The organism is Mycobacterium sp., assembly GCF_046330795.1.
Classification (GTDB): domain Bacteria; phylum Actinomycetota; class Actinomycetes; order Mycobacteriales; family Mycobacteriaceae; genus Mycobacterium.
Map to the genome: position 1 here is coordinate 338,620 of NZ_JAXLSA010000004.1, position 15,169 is coordinate 353,788.

15 protein-coding genes, 1 tRNA gene and 1 pseudogene are annotated in these 15,169 nt (G+C 69.0%); 9 read left to right on the plus strand and 8 right to left on the minus strand.

What is annotated here, in order from left to right:
• Window positions 1–5: 5 nt before the first annotated feature.
• On the plus strand, window positions 6–968 hold the full coding sequence (locus U0R18_RS16105) for an alpha/beta fold hydrolase (RefSeq protein ID WP_526370133.1): 963 nt from the start codon (window positions 6–8) through the stop codon (window positions 966–968).
• 170 nt (window positions 969–1,138) lie between these two features.
• Here the strand turns inward: U0R18_RS16105 and marP are convergent, their stop codons facing one another.
• The 4 genes from marP to nth form a co-directional block, all read right to left on the minus strand.
• Window positions 1,139–2,320, minus strand: coding sequence for an acid resistance serine protease MarP (gene marP / locus U0R18_RS16110; protein ID WP_526370135.1), 1,182 nt, complete (start codon window positions 2,318–2,320; stop codon window positions 1,139–1,141).
• Complete coding sequence (locus U0R18_RS16115) at window positions 2,317–3,048, minus strand: NUDIX hydrolase (protein ID WP_526370435.1); 732 nt, start codon at window positions 3,046–3,048, stop codon at window positions 2,317–2,319. The genes marP and U0R18_RS16115 overlap by 4 nt, the downstream gene beginning before the upstream one ends.
• 64 nt (window positions 3,049–3,112) lie before the next feature.
• Window positions 3,113–3,757, minus strand: a complete 645-nt coding sequence (locus U0R18_RS16120) for a TlpA family protein disulfide reductase (protein WP_526370137.1) — start codon at window positions 3,755–3,757, stop codon at window positions 3,113–3,115.
• A gap of 6 nt (window positions 3,758–3,763) precedes the next feature.
• On the minus strand, window positions 3,764–4,444 hold the full coding sequence (nth, locus tag U0R18_RS16125) for an endonuclease III (protein ID WP_526370437.1): 681 nt from the start codon (window positions 4,442–4,444) through the stop codon (window positions 3,764–3,766).
• 173 nt (window positions 4,445–4,617) lie between these two features.
• On the opposite strand from nth, the gene U0R18_RS16130 reads away from it, so the two are divergent.
• Both U0R18_RS16130 and crp read left to right on the plus strand, forming a co-directional pair.
• Window positions 4,618–4,935 (plus strand): hypothetical protein, encoded by a 318-nt coding sequence (locus tag U0R18_RS16130; RefSeq protein WP_526370139.1) that lies wholly within the window; start codon window positions 4,618–4,620, stop codon window positions 4,933–4,935.
• An 88-nt stretch (window positions 4,936–5,023) separates the two neighbouring features.
• Complete coding sequence (gene crp / locus U0R18_RS16135) at window positions 5,024–5,698, plus strand: cAMP-activated global transcriptional regulator CRP (RefSeq protein ID WP_263997190.1); 675 nt, start codon at window positions 5,024–5,026, stop codon at window positions 5,696–5,698.
• Window positions 5,699–5,772: 74 nt separating this feature from the next.
• Here crp and U0R18_RS16140 read toward each other — a convergent pair whose 3' ends face one another.
• Genes U0R18_RS16140 through sp36 form a run of 3 tightly spaced genes read right to left on the minus strand, consistent with a single transcriptional unit; the run spans window position 5,773 to window position 7,159 of the window.
• Window positions 5,773–6,549 (minus strand): MBL fold metallo-hydrolase, encoded by a 777-nt coding sequence (locus U0R18_RS16140; RefSeq protein ID WP_526370439.1) that lies wholly within the window; start codon window positions 6,547–6,549, stop codon window positions 5,773–5,775.
• The gene (locus U0R18_RS16145) at window positions 6,546–7,001 is read right to left on the minus strand and encodes a RidA family protein (RefSeq protein WP_526370141.1); all 456 of its coding nucleotides are present in this window, start codon (window positions 6,999–7,001) and stop codon (window positions 6,546–6,548) included. The genes U0R18_RS16140 and U0R18_RS16145 overlap by 4 nt, the downstream gene beginning before the upstream one ends.
• Window positions 6,998–7,159, minus strand: a complete 162-nt coding sequence (gene sp36 / locus U0R18_RS16150) for a Sp36 family protein (RefSeq protein WP_526284157.1) — start codon at window positions 7,157–7,159, stop codon at window positions 6,998–7,000. The genes U0R18_RS16145 and sp36 overlap by 4 nt, the downstream gene beginning before the upstream one ends.
• 43 nt (window positions 7,160–7,202) lie before the next feature.
• Between sp36 and bagA the strand changes: the two genes are divergently transcribed.
• Window positions 7,203–8,222: an ATPase BagA gene (gene bagA, locus U0R18_RS16155; RefSeq protein WP_526370143.1), complete on the plus strand. Its 1,020-nt coding sequence runs from the start codon at window positions 7,203–7,205 to the stop codon at window positions 8,220–8,222.
• A 56-nt stretch (window positions 8,223–8,278) separates the two neighbouring features.
• Window positions 8,279–9,412 carry an ATPase BagB gene (gene bagB / locus U0R18_RS16160; RefSeq protein ID WP_526370145.1) on the plus strand — a complete coding sequence of 378 codons (1,134 nt, stop codon included), beginning with the start codon at window positions 8,279–8,281 and terminating at the stop codon, window positions 9,410–9,412.
• Between the two features lie 9 nt (window positions 9,413–9,421).
• Here bagB and U0R18_RS16165 read toward each other — a convergent pair whose 3' ends face one another.
• Window positions 9,422–9,775: a WhiB family transcriptional regulator gene (locus tag U0R18_RS16165; protein ID WP_526370147.1), complete on the minus strand. Its 354-nt coding sequence runs from the start codon at window positions 9,773–9,775 to the stop codon at window positions 9,422–9,424.
• 293 nt (window positions 9,776–10,068) lie between these two features.
• On the opposite strand from U0R18_RS16165, the gene ponA2 reads away from it, so the two are divergent.
• The 4 genes and pseudogenes from ponA2 to U0R18_RS16185 all read left to right on the plus strand — a co-directional run bounded on the left by ponA2 (window position 10,069) and on the right by U0R18_RS16185 (window position 14,962).
• Window positions 10,069–12,525, plus strand: coding sequence for a transglycosylase/D,D-transpeptidase PonA2 (gene ponA2 / locus U0R18_RS16170; protein WP_526370149.1), 2,457 nt, complete (start codon window positions 10,069–10,071; stop codon window positions 12,523–12,525).
• A 49-nt stretch (window positions 12,526–12,574) separates the two neighbouring features.
• Window positions 12,575–13,535 (plus strand): annotated as a pseudogene (locus U0R18_RS16175) (metallophosphoesterase).
• A gap of 4 nt (window positions 13,536–13,539) precedes the next feature.
• Window positions 13,540–14,643, plus strand: coding sequence for an L-cysteine desulfhydrase Cds1 (gene cds1 / locus U0R18_RS16180; protein ID WP_526370151.1), 1,104 nt, complete (start codon window positions 13,540–13,542; stop codon window positions 14,641–14,643).
• Window positions 14,644–14,888: 245 nt separating this feature from the next.
• Window positions 14,889–14,962: transfer RNA gene (locus U0R18_RS16185), tRNA-Pro, on the plus strand.
• The last annotated feature ends 207 nt before the right edge of the window (window positions 14,963–15,169 follow it).

The following is a 15,169-nucleotide window of genomic DNA, read 5'->3' on the forward strand; positions in this document are numbered from 1 at the left end:
GACGGGTGAGCGTTCCGGGACCGTCGGTCGCGCGCATCGCCGGGCCGTGGCGGCACCTGGACGTTCATGCCAACGGCATCCGCTTCCACGTTGTGGAGGCCGTGCCGCCCGCGGGCACCGTCGCCGACCGCGAGCCGTCCACCACCCGGCCGCTGGTCATCATGCTGCACGGGTTCGGGTCCTTCTGGTGGTCCTGGCGGCACCAGCTGCGCGGACTGACCGGGGTGCGTGCGGTGGCCGTCGATCTGCGCGGCTACGGCGGCAGCGACAAACCGCCGCGCGGATACGACGGCTGGACCCTGGCCGGTGACACCGCCGGGCTGATCCGAGCGCTGGGTCATACGTCGGCGACGCTGATCGGCCACGCCGACGGCGGCCTGGTCTGCTGGGCCACCTCGATGCTGCATCCCCGGTTGGTGCGGTCCATCGCGCTGGTCAGTTCGCCGCACCCCGCGGCCCTGCGCGGCTGCGCGCTGACCCGCCGCGATCAGAGCCGCGCCCTGTTGCCGACGCTGCTGTCCTATCAGCTCCCGGTCCTACCGGAGCGCCGGCTGGCCCGGCACGACGCCGACGCCCTCGAGGCCGTGATCCGCGTGCGCGCGTCGGCGAAGTGGATTGCCTCAGAAGACTTCTCGGAAAGCATCGGGCACTACCGCACGGCGTTCCAGATCCCCGGGGTGGCGCATTGCGCCCTCGAATACCAGCGCTGGGCGGTGCGCAGTCAGCTGCGCCGCGAGGGACACCGGTTCATGCGCTCGATGGCACGGCCACTGGGCGTGCCCGTTCTGCACATGCGCGGTGAGGCCGACCCGTACGTGTTGTCCGCACCCGTGGAACACACCCGCCGGTACGCGCCGCACGGCCGATTCGTATCGATCACCGGCGCCGGCCATTTCGCACACGAGGAGATGCCCGACCAGGTCAACGGTCATGTGGGGCGATTCCTCGACCAGGTCCACACGGGCTGAGAACACCCGTCCCGCTCCTCCTCCGCCGCATCCGCGGCGGCATCGTCGACTCGACCCGACCTGACCGTCTCGCTCCTCCTCCGCCGCATCCGCGGCGGCATCGTCGACTCGACCCGACCTGACCGTCTCGCTCCTCCTCCGCCGCATCCGCGGCGGCATCGTCGACTCGACTATGCCGACGGCAGGCAGGCCCCCGTCGGCACCGGCTCGGTGTTGTTGACCTGGGCCAGCTGCCGCGACACTTCGTTGGCGGTGAGCACGAACCCGGTGTCGTTGTCGTCGACGGCCGCGCCGAACACCACGCCGAGCACCTGCCCGCCCCGATTGACCAGCGGACCGCCCGAATTGCCCTGTCGGACAGTCCCCTTGACGGTGTACACCTCGCGGGTGACGGTGGCGCTGCGGTAGATGTCGGGGCCGTTGAGCTTGATCGTCTCGCGCACGCGGGCGGGTGTGGCCACGAAGTCGCCGCCGCCGGGGAAGCCGAGCACCAGGGCATCGGTTCCCGTCACCGCCGATTTGGTGGCGAACGGGATCGGCACGGCCGGCAGATCCGGTACCTCGAGGATGGACAGATCCTCGTTCGGGTCGTAGGACACCACCACGGCGTCGTACACCTGGCCGTCGGATTCGACGGTCACGCTGGCCGATCCGGCCACCACGTGCGCGTTGGACATCACCCGGTTGGGCGCCACCACGAAACCGCTGCCCTCGAGCACCTTTTCGCAGCCGGTGGCCACCCCGCGAACCTTCACCACGCTGGGCCGCAGGGCGCTCACCACGGCACTCGAGGCCAGGGACGGGTCCGGGTCGTCGACGTTGACGGTCTGATTCGGTCCGATCTGCAGCCCGGAGGAGGCCAGGGCCTCCTTCAACCGGCTGCTCACCAGATTGTGGAGCCACGGCGGAGCGATCCGGTCGATCTGCTGGATCACTTTCGAATCTTGAACGGCGGCAACCAGACTCGGTTGTGTCGACTCCTTCAGCGGAGCAGCCATCAGCCACGCCGCCAACAGCACCACCGCCACCTGGAGAACCACGCCGATCAGCGAGTCGAGCAGTCGCGCGCCGCCGTGCCGGATGGCGCCACGCATCGCGCCCCCGACCACCGACGCGGCGATCACCCCGACGACCACCAGCGCGAGGATCAGGAACAGCGTCGCGAACGTCTTGGTCCGGGTGCCGTCGAGGTGGGTGACCACGTGCGGCGCCAGCAGCACACCGGCGGCGGCCCCGAGGGTCACACCGATGAAGGACATCAGCGAACCGACCGCGCCCGAGCGCCAGCCCGACACCGCGGCGAGGAACGCGACCACCACGATCACGATGTCCAGTACCTGAGACGATGTCATCGCGCTCCTTCGCCAACCCGTGCCATAGCGTCGTCCAATTCGAGGACCTTGCGGTCGTCCCACGGCTGTGCCCAGCCGGCGACGTCGAGCATTGCCGAGATCACCTGACCGGTGAAGCCCCACACCAACATCTGGTTGAGCAGGAAGGCCGGGCCGGCGAACCGCCGGGTGTTGGCCGCCCGATACACCATCAACCGGTTCTCCGGATTGACGAAGGCGCGCAACGGAACTCGTGCCACCACGGCCGTCTCGGCCTCGTCCACGACGCTGACCGGACCCGGATCACTCGAGTACGCCAACACCGGGACGACGTGAAATCCCGAGGGCGGGATGAACATTCGCTCGAGGGTGGCCAGGGGTTGCAGGCGGGTGACGTCGATGCCGGTCTCCTCAAACGCCTCGCGCAGGGCGGTCCCGACGGGTCCGTCGTCTCCGGGATCACTGGCGCCGCCGGGGAAGGCGGCCTGCCCGGCGTGATGCCGCAGCGTCGCCGCGCGCACGGTGACCAGCAGGTCCGCGTCGGCGGGCACGGCGCCTGCCGGCGCGTCCGCGGCGCCGGAGAACAGCACCAGCACCGCCGCGTCGCGACGCGCGCCGAGGACACCGGCGGCGGCATTGGCGGCGCCGATACTGGCCAGTACGTCGGCCGGCACCCGGCGGCGGTAGGCGCCTCGGACTCCGTCGATGTTGTCGATGAGCGGCCGCAGCCAGGCCGGCCCCGCTCCCATTTCCGGGGGTGCCGGCGGATTGGCTGCATTCACCGCCACACACCTCTCGCCGTCGGTCATCGGGTCATCGCCGCTGTGCCTCGCCCACCGCGGCGGCGATCTCGTCGGCATCGGTGAACGCGCGCGGCAGGATTGCGGCAACGGTACCGTCCGCGCGCAGCACCACCGTCGCGGGCATGACATTGGGGACGTGCAGGGCAGCGGCTATCCGGCGGTCACCGTCCTGGAAGGTGGGCAGCCGCACCCCCAGCTCGGCAAGACGTTGCAGACCGGCCCCGGCGTTGGGGTCCTGGTGCACGGTGACGACGGTGACGGCGGCACCGGCACGCCGCTGGTACTCGGCCATGGCGGGTAGTTCCACGGCACACGGGCCGCACCAGTAGGCCCACAGGTTGAGGACGACGGGCCCGCCCGCCAGGGCGCGCGCGACATCCACCGGCGCGCCGTCGGCCGCGCACTGCACGGTGACATCACGCAGGGCCGCCGGCCCGGGGCCACCGGAACCCGCGGGGCAGGGTGCCAGATCGGCGCGCCGGCGCACATCGGCCAGGGCCAGTTCGGTGCCCTGGGCGTCCGGCGCGGACTGCACCACCGGCCGGCCGTCACCGCCGGCCGGTTTACCCGTCCCACCCAATTGGGTCGCGAACGCGACGACCAGCAGCGCCGCCAGCGCTGCGCACACCAGGGTCCACCGGGCCGAGCCGCGCATCCGCGCCTACAGCCCGGCCAGGGCGAGTAGGTGTTCGGTCTCGGGCCCCTTGACCAACGGTGCCGCCAGGAGAGGATCGGTGGGACCCAGCCCGAACGACGGGCAGTCCGAAGCGAGCACACACACCCCACAGGCCGGCTTGCGCGCATGGCAGACCCGCCGGCCGTGGAAGATCACGCGATGGCTCAGCAGCGTCCACTCCCGGCGTTCGATGAGTTCGCCGACCGCCTTCTCGACCTTGACCGGATCCTCTTCGGTGGTCCACTGCCAGCGCCGGACCAGCCGGCCGAAGTGCGTGTCGACCGTGATGCCCGGGATGTCGAAAGCGTTGCCCAGGATGACATTTGCGGTCTTGCGGCCGACGCCCGGCAGCGTCACCAACTCATCCATGGTGGCGGGCACCTCCCCGCCGAAGTGGTCCACCAGAGCCTGCCCGAGTCCGATCAGTGAGCTCGCCTTGTTCCGGTAGAAGCCGGTGGGCCGGATGAGCTCCTCGAGTTCGGTCCGGTTCGCGGTCGCATAGTCGGCGGCGGTGCGGTACCGCGCAAACAGTGCCGGCGTGGTCAGGTTGACCCGCTTGTCGGTGCTCTGCGCCGACAGGATGGTGGCGACGGCCAACTCGAGCGGATTGGTGAAATCGAGTTCGCAGTAGACGTGGGGGAAGGCGCGGGCCAGCGTTCGATTCATCCGCCGGGCCCGGCGGACCAACCCGAGCTGCGACTCGGTGCGCACCTTCGCCGATCCGCGTTTGCCCGTGCCCGCCGCCGTCACCCTGTCAGGGTACTGAGCAGGTCCGGACCGGTGACAATTCGTGATCCCGATGAGACCTTCCGCGTGTTTACTTCACCCTTGTGTCCTGGATGTTTCCCGCACTGATCCCCGCATTGCTGATGCTGGGAACATTCGGGCTCGAGCGGGTGGAGAACGCGCTCGGCTTCCACGGCGACCCCGACGCGATCGATCAGCTCGTTGCCCTGACACCGCCCAAGGTGGACCGGCCCCGCGACCAGATCGCCCGCCCGGCGCCGACCTTGCCGCCGTTGCCGTCATGGTCCTCGAGCGGCGGCTTCACCGGACTCGCCGCGCTGGATACCGAACCCGGCCTGCCCACGCGGGTGTGCCAGCACGAGACCGCGAATCCGCAGTTTCGGGCGACTCGCCATGCCAATCCTGTGTAGCGTTGGCTCGTCGCACACAGCCCTGCCTCTAGACTAGGTCGGAGCTGTTCAGCGCCATTTCGGACAATTGATGAATACGAGGGAAAACGTGGACGAGATCCTGGCCAGGGCCGGAATCTTCCAGGGAGTCGAACCAACCGCTGTATCAGCGCTGACCAAGCAGCTGCAGCCTGTCGATTTCCCGCGTGGGCACACGGTGTTCGCCGAGGGCGAGCCCGGCGATCGGCTGTACATCATCATCTCCGGCAAGGTGAAGATCGGCCGGCGGTCGCCGGACGGCCGGGAGAATCTGCTGACCATCATGGGTCCGTCGGACATGTTCGGTGAGCTGTCGATCTTCGACCCGGGCCCCCGGACGTCCAGCGCCACCACCATCACCGAGGTGCGCGCGGTGTCGATGGACCGCGAGGCGTTGCGGGCGTGGATCGCCGATCGGCCGGAGATCGCCGAGCAGTTGCTGCGCGTGCTGGCACGCCGGCTGCGCCGCACCAACAACAACCTGGCCGACCTCATCTTCACCGACGTGCCGGGCCGGGTGGCCAAGCAGCTGCTGCAGCTGGCCCAGCGATTCGGCACCCAGGAGGGTGGCGCGCTGCGGGTCACCCACGATCTGACGCAGGAGGAGATCGCCCAGCTGGTGGGCGCGTCCCGCGAGACGGTCAACAAGGCACTGGCCGATTTCGCCCATCGCGGGTGGATCCGCCTGGAGGGCAAGAGCGTTCTGATCAGCGACAGCGAGCGCCTGGCCCGCCGCGCGCGGTGATCCTCGCCGAAACGTACCTTTCGGCGAATTCGTACGAGTAAGCCGCACCATTTCGTCGTTGTCGGACGGGTGTTTCAGGACCGCAGGTAGTCGAGCTGCGCCTGCACCGATTTCTCGGCTGCGTCCCATAGCTTTTCGTCCACGTCGGTGTAGACGTGTTCGACGATCCGTCGGGCGCCGGCGTCCTCACCGAGTTCCCGTAGCGCGCCGCGCACCTGGTCGAGCCGTTCCCGACGGTGGGCCAGATACATCGCGGTGACGTCGCGGATGTCGGGCAGCTCGGGTCCGTGGCCGGGCAGGACCCGCCGGCCGCCCAGACCGGCCAGCCGATGCAGCGATTCCAGGTAGTCCCGCAGCGAGCCGTCCTCGCTGTCGATGACGGTGGTGCCACGGCCCAGCACGGTGTCGGCGGTCAGCACCGCGTCGTCGAGCAGGAACGACACCGAGTCGGCGGTGTGCCCCGGCGTGGCCAGCACGGTGATGCGCAGTCCGGCCGCGTCGATCACCTCGCCGTCGGTCAGCGGCCCGCCGAGCCCGCGCAGGAATCCGCTGCCCACCGAACGGACCACCGCGCCCGTCGACCCCACCAACTTGTCGATCCCGTCGGTGTGGTCGCCGTGCCGGTGGCTGATCAGCACCAGTGCCACGGTGCCGAGTTCGGCGATGCGGGCGAGGTGCGCATCGTCGTCGGGGCCGGGGTCGACGACGACGAACTCGGCGCTGCCGGGGCCGCGCAGGATCCAGGTGTTGGTGCCCTCGAGCGTCATGATCCCGGGGTTGTCGCACAGCAGGACCGACGCGGTCTCGGTGACCGCGCGCAGCTGGCCGACGGCGGGATGTTCCAGGATCAGCCGATCTCCACGACGAGCTCGATCTCGACGGGTGCATCCAGGGGCAGTTCGGCGACCCCGACGGCCGAGCGGGCGTGTGCGCCGGCATCGCCGAACACCTCGCCCAGGAAGTTCGAGGCGCCGTTGACCACCGCGGGTTGACCGGTGAAACCGGACGCCGAGGCGACGAACCCGACGACCTTGACCACGCGGGTCACCACGTCGAGGCCCACCAGAGCGTCGATCGCGGCCAGTGCGTTGAAGGCCGCGATGCGCGCCAGGTCGGCGCCCTGTTCCGGGGTGACGGCCGCGCCCACCTTCCCGCTGTGCACCAACTTGCCGTCCACCATCGGCAACTGGCCGGACGTGAAGACGAGGTTGCCGCTGCGCACCGCCGGCACGTAGGACGCCAGGGGCGCGACCACCGGCGGCAGTTCCAGACCGAGTTCGGTCAGCTTCGCCCGGTGGCTCACTTGGGCCTCTTGAGGTACGCCACGTGCTGCTCGCCGGTCGGTCCGGGCAGCACGGACACCAGCTCCCAGCCGTCGGCGCCCCACTGATCGAGGATCTGCTTGGTCGCGTGGGTCAGCAGTGGCACGGTCGCGTACTCCCACGTGGTCAGCTCACTCATGGTTGGAGCTTAACCGGGGGTGCCTGTTGGTTAGCATGCACTCATGGTGACCACAGCAAGCGGCGGACATCTCGTCGGCTGGCCCTCCCGCTTGGCCAAGGCCCGGCTCCATTTCGTCACGGGCAAGGGCGGCACCGGCAAATCGACGGTGGCCGCCGCTCTGGCCCTGACGCTGGCGGCCGGCGGTCGCAAGGTGCTGCTCGTGGAAGTCGAAGAGCGCCAAGGGATTGCGCAGCTCTTCGACGTGCCGCCGCTGCCGTACAAGGAGCAGAAGATCGCCACCGCCGAGGGCGGCGGGGTGGTCAACGCACTCGCCATCGACATCGAGGCGGCGTTCCTCGAATACCTCGACATGTTCTACCGCCTGGGGCTGGCGGGTCAGGCCATGCGCCGCATCGGCGCCATCGAGTTCGCCACCACCATCGCGCCCGGTCTGCGCGACGTGCTGCTCACCGGGAAGATCCGGGAGATCGTCACCCGCACGGAGAACGACCACAAACAGCGCTACGACGCGATCGTGGTGGATTCACCGCCCACCGGCCGGATCTCGCGGTTCCTCGACGTCACCAAGGCGGTGTCGGAACTGGCCAAGGGCGGGCCGGTGCACGCGCAGGCCGAGAGTGTGGTCAACATCCTGCACTCCGAGAACACCGCGATCCATCTGGTCACGCTGCTCGAGTCCCTCCCCATCCAGGAGACCATCGAGGCCATCGAGGAACTGCGGGAACTGGACCTGCCGATCGGCAGCGTCATCGTGAACCGCAACATCCCCACGATCCTGCCGTCGGATGCGCTGCTGGCGGCCGCCGACGGGGTGATCGACGCGGAGACGGTTCGTGCCGACCTCGGCCGGGTGGGCGTGAAGCTCGCCGACGCCGACTTCGCCGGACTGCTCACCGAGACCATCGAGCACGCCACCCGGATCCGGGCCCGCGCCGAGAGCGCCGAGGCGCTCGATGAGATCGACGTGCCGCGTCTGGAACTTCCGGCCATCAACGACGGCATCGATCTCGGCAGCCTCTACGAGCTGGCCGAGGCGTTGGCACAACAGGGAGTCCGCTGAGTGATGAGCAGAGCGAGGCACGAGCGATGCGAAGAGCGAAAAGTGAGGTCTGACCGATGAGCACCACACCTCGCACCCTGGACATGGGCTCGATCCTGGCCGACCGCAGCAACCGCGTGGTCGTCTGTTGCGGCGCCGGCGGTGTCGGCAAGACCACGACCGCCGCGGCCATGGCGTTGCGCGCCGCCGAGTACGGCCGCAGCGTCGTGGTGCTGACCATCGACCCGGCCCGCCGGCTGGCCCAGGCACTCGGGGTCAAGGATCTGGGCAACACCCCCCAGCGGGTTCCGCTCGACGAGAGCGTGCCCGGCGACCTGTCGGCGATGATGCTCGACATGCGGCGCACCTTCGACGAGATGGTGATCGAGCACTCGGAACCCGAACGCGCACAAGCGATTCTGGACAACAAGTTCTATCAGACGGTGGCAACCTCATTGGCCGGTACGCAGGAGTACATGGCGATGGAGAAGCTGGGTCAGCTGCTGGCCCAGGATAAGTGGGACCTGGTGGTGGTGGACACCCCGCCGTCCCGCAATGCGCTCGACTTCCTCGATGCCCCGAAGCGGCTGGGCAGCTTCATGGACGGCCGGCTGTGGCGCCTGCTGCTGGCGCCCGGTCGTGGCTTCGGGCGGATCGTCACGGGCGCCGTCGGCCTGGCCATGAAGGGCCTCTCGACGGTGCTCGGTTCCCAAATGCTTTCCGATGCTTCGGCTTTCGTGCAATCACTGGATGCGACGTTCGGTGGCTTCCGGGAGAAGGCCGACCGGACCTACGAACTGCTCAAGCGGCGCGGCACCCAGTTCGTCGTGGTGTCGGCGGCCGAACCGGACGCCCTGCGCGAGGCCGCCTTCTTCGTCGACCGGTTGTCGAAGGAGAACATGCCGCTGGCCGGGCTCATCCTCAACCGGACACATCCGACGTTGTGCTCGCTGACCGTCGAGCGCGCGACCGACGCCGCCGAGGAGCTCGAGCAGGCCGACGCGGATTCACTGGCGGCCGGGGTGCTGCGGGTGCATGCGGACCGGGCGCTGACCGCCAAGCGGGAGATCCGGCTGCTGTCCCGCTTCACCGGCGCCAACCCGCACGTGGCGATCGTCGGCGTGCCGTCACTGCCGTTCGATGTCTCCGATATGGAGGCGTTGCAGGCAATCGCGGATCAGATCACCCAGGCCGGCGCGAAGTCGGCCTGACAGGCCCGGTTAGCCGACCGCGCGGTGTTTGCGCTGCGCGGCGAAGAATTCTGCCCAGGAAACAACCTCGGGATGCTGCTTGAGCAGCGCACGACGCTGACGCTCGGTCATGCCGCCCCAGACGCCGAACTCCACCCGGTTGTCCAGAGCATCGGCACCGCACTCGGCGATCACCGGGCAGTGCCGGCAGATGACGGCGGCCTTGCGCTGGGCTGCACCACGTACGAACAACTCGTCGGGGTCCGCGCCCCGGCACCTCGCCTTTGCGACCCAGGTGATCCGGGCCTCTGCTTCAACGCTCTGGACGGTGGCCGGTATGGCTGGGGTGTTCGTCCTACGCGGCGCGGGCCGAGAAGCTGACATCAGCGCTCCCTATTCGCTCGGACCACCTCGTGAGGTGGTCTAACCACGGGTGTAGATCGCTGAGTGCGATCTACGCCACACTACGCAGGTCGTTGTTACCTGTGTCGCATCGTGTGTTCAAGTTAGGTGGTCAGGTGCCGTTTGCGCAACAGTTCGATAACCACTTTTTTGGGACGAGCGTGCAGACAGGCCGACACACCCGTCGAATTGACACGCAATGGCCGTCCGGCCCGGATACTGCGGGGCACCCACGAGTGCGCGGAGGCGCTGGGACGGTCGTTAGTCTGTAGTGCATGTCGGACCGCCCACCGGTGGCCGTCACCGTCATCAAGCTGGCGTGGTGCTGCCTGCTGGCTGCGGTGATCGTGGCCGCCATGCTGTTCCCCGTCGTCGGCGGGGCCGGTGTGATGTCCAATCGCGCCTCCGATGTGGTGGCCAACGGCTCGGCGCAGTTGGTCGAGGGCGAAGTGCCGGCGGTGACGACGATGGTCGACGCCAAGGGCAACGTCATCGCCTGGCTCTATTCGCAGCGCCGCTTCGAAGTGGCCGGCGACCAGATCGCCGACACGATGAAGCTGGCAATCGTGTCGATCGAGGACAAACGGTTTGCCGAGCACAACGGCGTCGACTGGAAGGGCACCCTGACGGGCCTGACCGGCTACATGTCCGGGGACGACGACACCCGCGGTGGTTCGACCATCGAGCAGCAGTACGTCAAGAACTACCAACTGCTGGTGATCTCACAGACCGACGCCGAGAAGCGCGCCGCTGTCGCGACCACCCCCGCGCGCAAGCTCCGGGAGATCCGGATGGCGCTGACGCTCGACAAGACCTTCACCAAGCCGGAGATCCTGACGCGGTATCTGAACCTGGTCTCCTTCGGCAACGGCGCCTTCGGCATCCAGGACGCCGCGCAGACCTACTTCGGCATCGACGCCTCGCAGCTGAACTGGCAGCAGGCGGCGCTGCTGGCCGGCCTGGTCCAGTCGACCAGCATGCTCGATCCCTACACCAACCCCGACGGTGCGCTGGCGCGGCGAAACCTGGTGTTGGACACGATGATCGACAACATCCCGGAGCACGCCGACGAGCTGCGGGCCGCCAAGGAGCAGCCGCTGGGCATCCTGGCGCAGCCCAACGAATTGCCGCGGGGCTGCATCGCCGCCGGCGACCGCGCGTTCTTCTGCGACTACGTCCAGGAGTACCTGGCGCGCGCCGGCATCAGCAAGGACCAACTCTCCAAGGGCGGCTACCTGGTCCGCACCACCCTGGATCCCGACATCCAGGCACCGGTGAAGGCCGCCGTCGACAGCAACGCGGCGCCCGACATCCAGGGCATCGCGAGCGTGATGAGCGTGATCCGGCCGGGACGGGAGTCGCATCCGGTGCTGGCGATGGTCAGCAACCGGACCTACGGCCTGAACAGCGACGCCGGCGAGACGATGCAGCCGCAGCCGTTCTCGCTCGTCGGCGACGGCGCCGGGTCGATCTTCAAGATCTTCACCACGGCCGCCGCCCTCGAGATGGGAATGGGCATCAACGCCCAGCTCGACGTGCCGAACCGGTTCGAGGCCAAGGGGCTGGGCAGTGGCGGCGCCAAGGGCTGCCCGCGGGACACCTGGTGCGTGCAGAACTACAACGGTTCCGCCTACCGCTCGCCGATGAGTGTCACCGACGCCCTGGCGACCTCACCGAACACCGCGTTCGCCAAGCTGATCTCGCAGATCGGGGTGCAGCGCACCGTCGACATGGCGGTCAAGCTCGGTCTGCGGTCCTACGCGGAGCCGGGCACCGCGCGGTCCTACGACCCCGACAACAACGAGAGCCTGGCCGAGTTCGTCAAGCGGCAGAACCTCGGCTCGTTCACCCTGGGCCCCATCCAGGTGAACGCACTGGAACTGGCCAACGTCGCCGCCACGCTGTCCTCCGGTGGCGTGTGGTGCCCGCCCAACCCGATCGACAAGGTCTTCGACCGGCACGGCAACGAGGTGTCGGTGACCACGCAGACCTGCGAGCAGGTGGTGCCCGACGGGCTGGCCAACACCATGGCCAACGCCATGAGTCACGACGACCAGGGCAACGGCACCGCGGCCGGGTCCGCCAATTCGGTGGGCTGGAACCTGCCGATGGCGGGCAAGACGGGAACCACCGAGGCGCACCGGTCGGCCGGCTTCATCGGCTTCACCAACACCCTGGCCGGCGCCTCCTACGTCTACGACGACTCCACCGACCCGGGCGAGCTGTGCGCCTTCCCGTTGCGCCAGTGCTACGACGGCAACCTGACCGGCGGCAGTGAGCCGGCGGCCACCTGGTTCGCCGCGATGAACCCGGTCGCCAACAACTTCGGCGAGGTGAAACTGCCGCCCACCGATCCCCGCTATGTCGACGGGGGCCCGAACTCGCGGGTGCCCTCGGTCGCCGGTCTGACCCAGGACGAAGCGCGGCAGCGGTTGAAGGACTCCGGGTTCCAGGTCTCCGACAACATCAGCTACATCAATAGCGCGTCGTCGTACGGCAGCATCCTGGGCACGTCGCCCGCCGGACAGACCATCCCGGGCGTCATCGTGACCATCCTGGCCAGCAACGGGGTACCGCCGCCACCGCCGCCACCGCCCGCGGCGCCGCCGCCCGTGCCGGGGGCGCCACCCGGGGCCCCGCCGGCGTTCGGGCAGACGGTCGTCGAGATCCCCGGCCTGCCACCGATCACCGTTCCGGTGCTGATTCCGCCTGCGCCGCCGCCACCGCCGTGACACGCGCATCACTGCGCTGTAGCCGGTCGACCGCAGTACCATTCGCTACATGCCTGCCGCACCACACGCTCTGAAGAGTGCCGTAACCCTGGCAGTCGGGACGGCGATCGCCGGGCTCGGCTACGCATCCCTGGTGGAGCCCAACGCCTTCGTCGTGCGCGAGCTCACCATGCCGGTGCTGGCGCCGGGCTCGTCACCGCTGCGGGTGCTGCATCTGTCCGACATCCACATGCGGCCCAACCAACGGCACAAGCAGGCCTGGCTGCGGGAGCTCGCGGGCTGGGAACCCGATCTGGTCGTCAACACCGGCGACAATCTGTCGCACCGCAAAGCGGTGCCGGCGGTGGTGCAGGCGCTCGGCGATCTGTTGGCCGTACCGGGCGTCTTCGTGTTCGGCAGCAACGACTACTTCGGGCCCAAGCCGAAGAACCCGGCCAACTACCTGTTCCGCAAGGACCACCGCTCGCACGGGCCGGCGCTGCCCTGGCAGGATCTGCGGGCCGCATTCAGTGAGCGCGGCTGGTTCGACGTCACCCACGCCCGCCGGGAGATCGAGGTCGCGGGCCTGACCATCGCGGTCGGCGGGGTGGATGACGCCCACATCGACCGCGACCGCTACGAGACCATCGCCGGGCCGCCGAACGCGGCCGCCAACCTGCGCCTCGGGATCACGCACGCGCCCTACACCCGGGTGCTGGACCGGTTCGCCGCCGACGGGTACCAGTTGGTGCTGGCCGGGCACACCCACGGCGGCCAGTTGTGTCTGCCGTTCAAGGGCGCCCTGGTGACCAACTGCGATCTGGACACCTCCCGCGCCAAGGGGCCGTCCCAGTGGGGCGCCAACACCGCCCTGCACGTATCGGCCGGCATCGGGACGTCGCCGTACGCGCCGTTCCGGTTCTGCTGCCGGCCCGAGGCCACGATGCTCACGCTGGTCGCCTCGCCCATCGGCGGTGACGACTCGTTCACGCCCTCTCCCCCGGTCGAAGCGGACAGCCTACGCACGCTGACCCGGTGACCCGGACGGCCGACCGCTCGCGCTCGCGGCGCTGGGTCGACCGCGCCGTGGCGCTGATCGAGGCCGACGCCCGGCGCAGCGCCGACACCCACCTACTGCGCTACCCGCTGCCGTCCTGGTCCGCGGACGCGGATGTTCAGCTCTATCTGAAGGACGAGACCACCCACATCACCGGCAGTCTCAAGCACCGGCTGGCCCGTTCGCTGTTCCTCTACGCGCTGTGCAACGGGCTGATCACCGAGGACACCGCCACCGTGGTGGAGGCGTCGTCGGGGTCGACGGCGGTCTCGGAGGCCTACTTCGCCGCGCTGCTCGATGTCCCGTTCATCGCCGTGATGCCGCGGTCGACCAGCGCGGCCAAGGTGGCGCTCATCGAATCACAAGGTGGCCGTTGCCATTTCGTCGACAACTCCGGCGAGATCTACGCGGAGGCCCAGCGGCTGGCCACCGAGACGGGCGGGCACTACCTGGACCAGTTCACCAACGCCGAGCGGGCCACCGATTGGCGCGGCAACAACAACATCGCCGAATCGATCTTCGCCCAGATGCGCGACGAACCGCACCCCGTCCCGGAGTGGATCGTCGTGGGCGCGGGCACCGGCGGCACCAGCGCGACGATCGGGCGCTACATCCGCTACCGACGGTTGGCCACCCGGTTGTGCGTCGTCGATCCGGAGAACTCGGCCTTCTTCCCCTCCTACGTCGAGGGCCGCGCCGTGTCCACCGGCGCCTCGTCCCGCATCGAGGGCATCGGGCGGCCGCGCGTGGAACCATCGTTCCTGCCGGAGGTGGTCGATCGGATGGTCAGCGTCCCGGACGCGGGCTCGGTGGCCGCCGCGCGGCACGTGAGCAGGGTGCTGGGCCGCCGGGTGGGCCCGTCGACGGGCACCAATGTGTGGGGTGCGTTCGGCCTATTGGCCGAGATGGTGGCGGACGGCCGCCGAGGTTCGGTGGTGACGCTGCTGGCCGACAGCGGCGACCGGTACGCCGATACCTACTACCGCGACGAGTGGGTGGCCAACGCGGGGTTGGACCTCGCCGAGTGGGCACCCACGCTGAGCGGGTTCGAGCAGTCCGGTCGGTGGCCGGCCTCGGGCTGATCCGTCTCCACGCTGACGTCGGAGGTCAGCAGCAGCCACAGTGCGGCCGCCGCGAAGAATCCGATGTAGAGGGCGGCACCCAGCATGGTCATGGTCTCTCCTGCGATCTTGTGGCGTCACCCAGGGTGACAGCTTCATCTGGGCTCAACGCGTCGACACGCCCGCTGCTTCCCGATTCGTGACCAGCGCTTCGGCGGCGTTTGGCTTCCGGGCAGGCCGGTGCGATACGCTGTCGTGGCTTCACGCGGGGTGTGGCGCAGCTTGGTAGCGTGCTTCGTTCGGGACGAAGAGGTCGTGGGTTCGAATCCCGCCACCCCGACTCGTGTTTCGCAGACAGAGGGCTCCGATCCGGTATCCGGATGGGGGCCTTCTCTCGTTCGGGCGGAGCACTCGTGCCGCAGCAGATTCAGCGAAGCTTCGGCCCCGAGCCCGGGGGCGATCGCGGCCCACTCGGGCCGAAGCCTCTCAGCGGCGCCTCCTGCGGCAACCCCGAACGGGGGACATAGCCAGAAAACGAAGTGCGCGC

Excerpts from the sequence above, each read along its gene's own strand:
- bagA (WP_526370143.1), top strand. The coding sequence starts at position 7,203 with ATGGTGACCACAGCAAGCGGCGGACATCTCGTCGGCTGGCCCTCCCGC.
- U0R18_RS16120 (WP_526370137.1), bottom strand. The coding sequence starts at position 3,757 with ATGCGCGGCTCGGCCCGGTGGACCCTGGTGTGCGCAGCGCTGGCGGCG.
- U0R18_RS16115 (WP_526370435.1), bottom strand. The coding sequence starts at position 3,048 with ATGGGAGCGGGGCCGGCCTGGCTGCGGCCGCTCATCGACAACATCGAC.
- sp36 (WP_526284157.1), bottom strand. The coding sequence starts at position 7,159 with ATGAGTGAGCTGACCACGTGGGAGTACGCGACCGTGCCACTGCTGACC.
- marP (WP_526370135.1), bottom strand. The coding sequence starts at position 2,320 with ATGACATCGTCTCAGGTACTGGACATCGTGATCGTGGTGGTCGCGTTC.
- bagB (WP_526370145.1), top strand. The coding sequence starts at position 8,279 with ATGAGCACCACACCTCGCACCCTGGACATGGGCTCGATCCTGGCCGAC.
- ponA2 (WP_526370149.1), top strand. The coding sequence starts at position 10,069 with ATGTCGGACCGCCCACCGGTGGCCGTCACCGTCATCAAGCTGGCGTGG.
- U0R18_RS16130 (WP_526370139.1), top strand. The coding sequence starts at position 4,618 with ATGTTTCCCGCACTGATCCCCGCATTGCTGATGCTGGGAACATTCGGG.
- U0R18_RS16165 (WP_526370147.1), bottom strand. The coding sequence starts at position 9,775 with ATGTCAGCTTCTCGGCCCGCGCCGCGTAGGACGAACACCCCAGCCATA.
- nth (WP_526370437.1), bottom strand. The coding sequence starts at position 4,444 with ATGAATCGAACGCTGGCCCGCGCCTTCCCCCACGTCTACTGCGAACTC.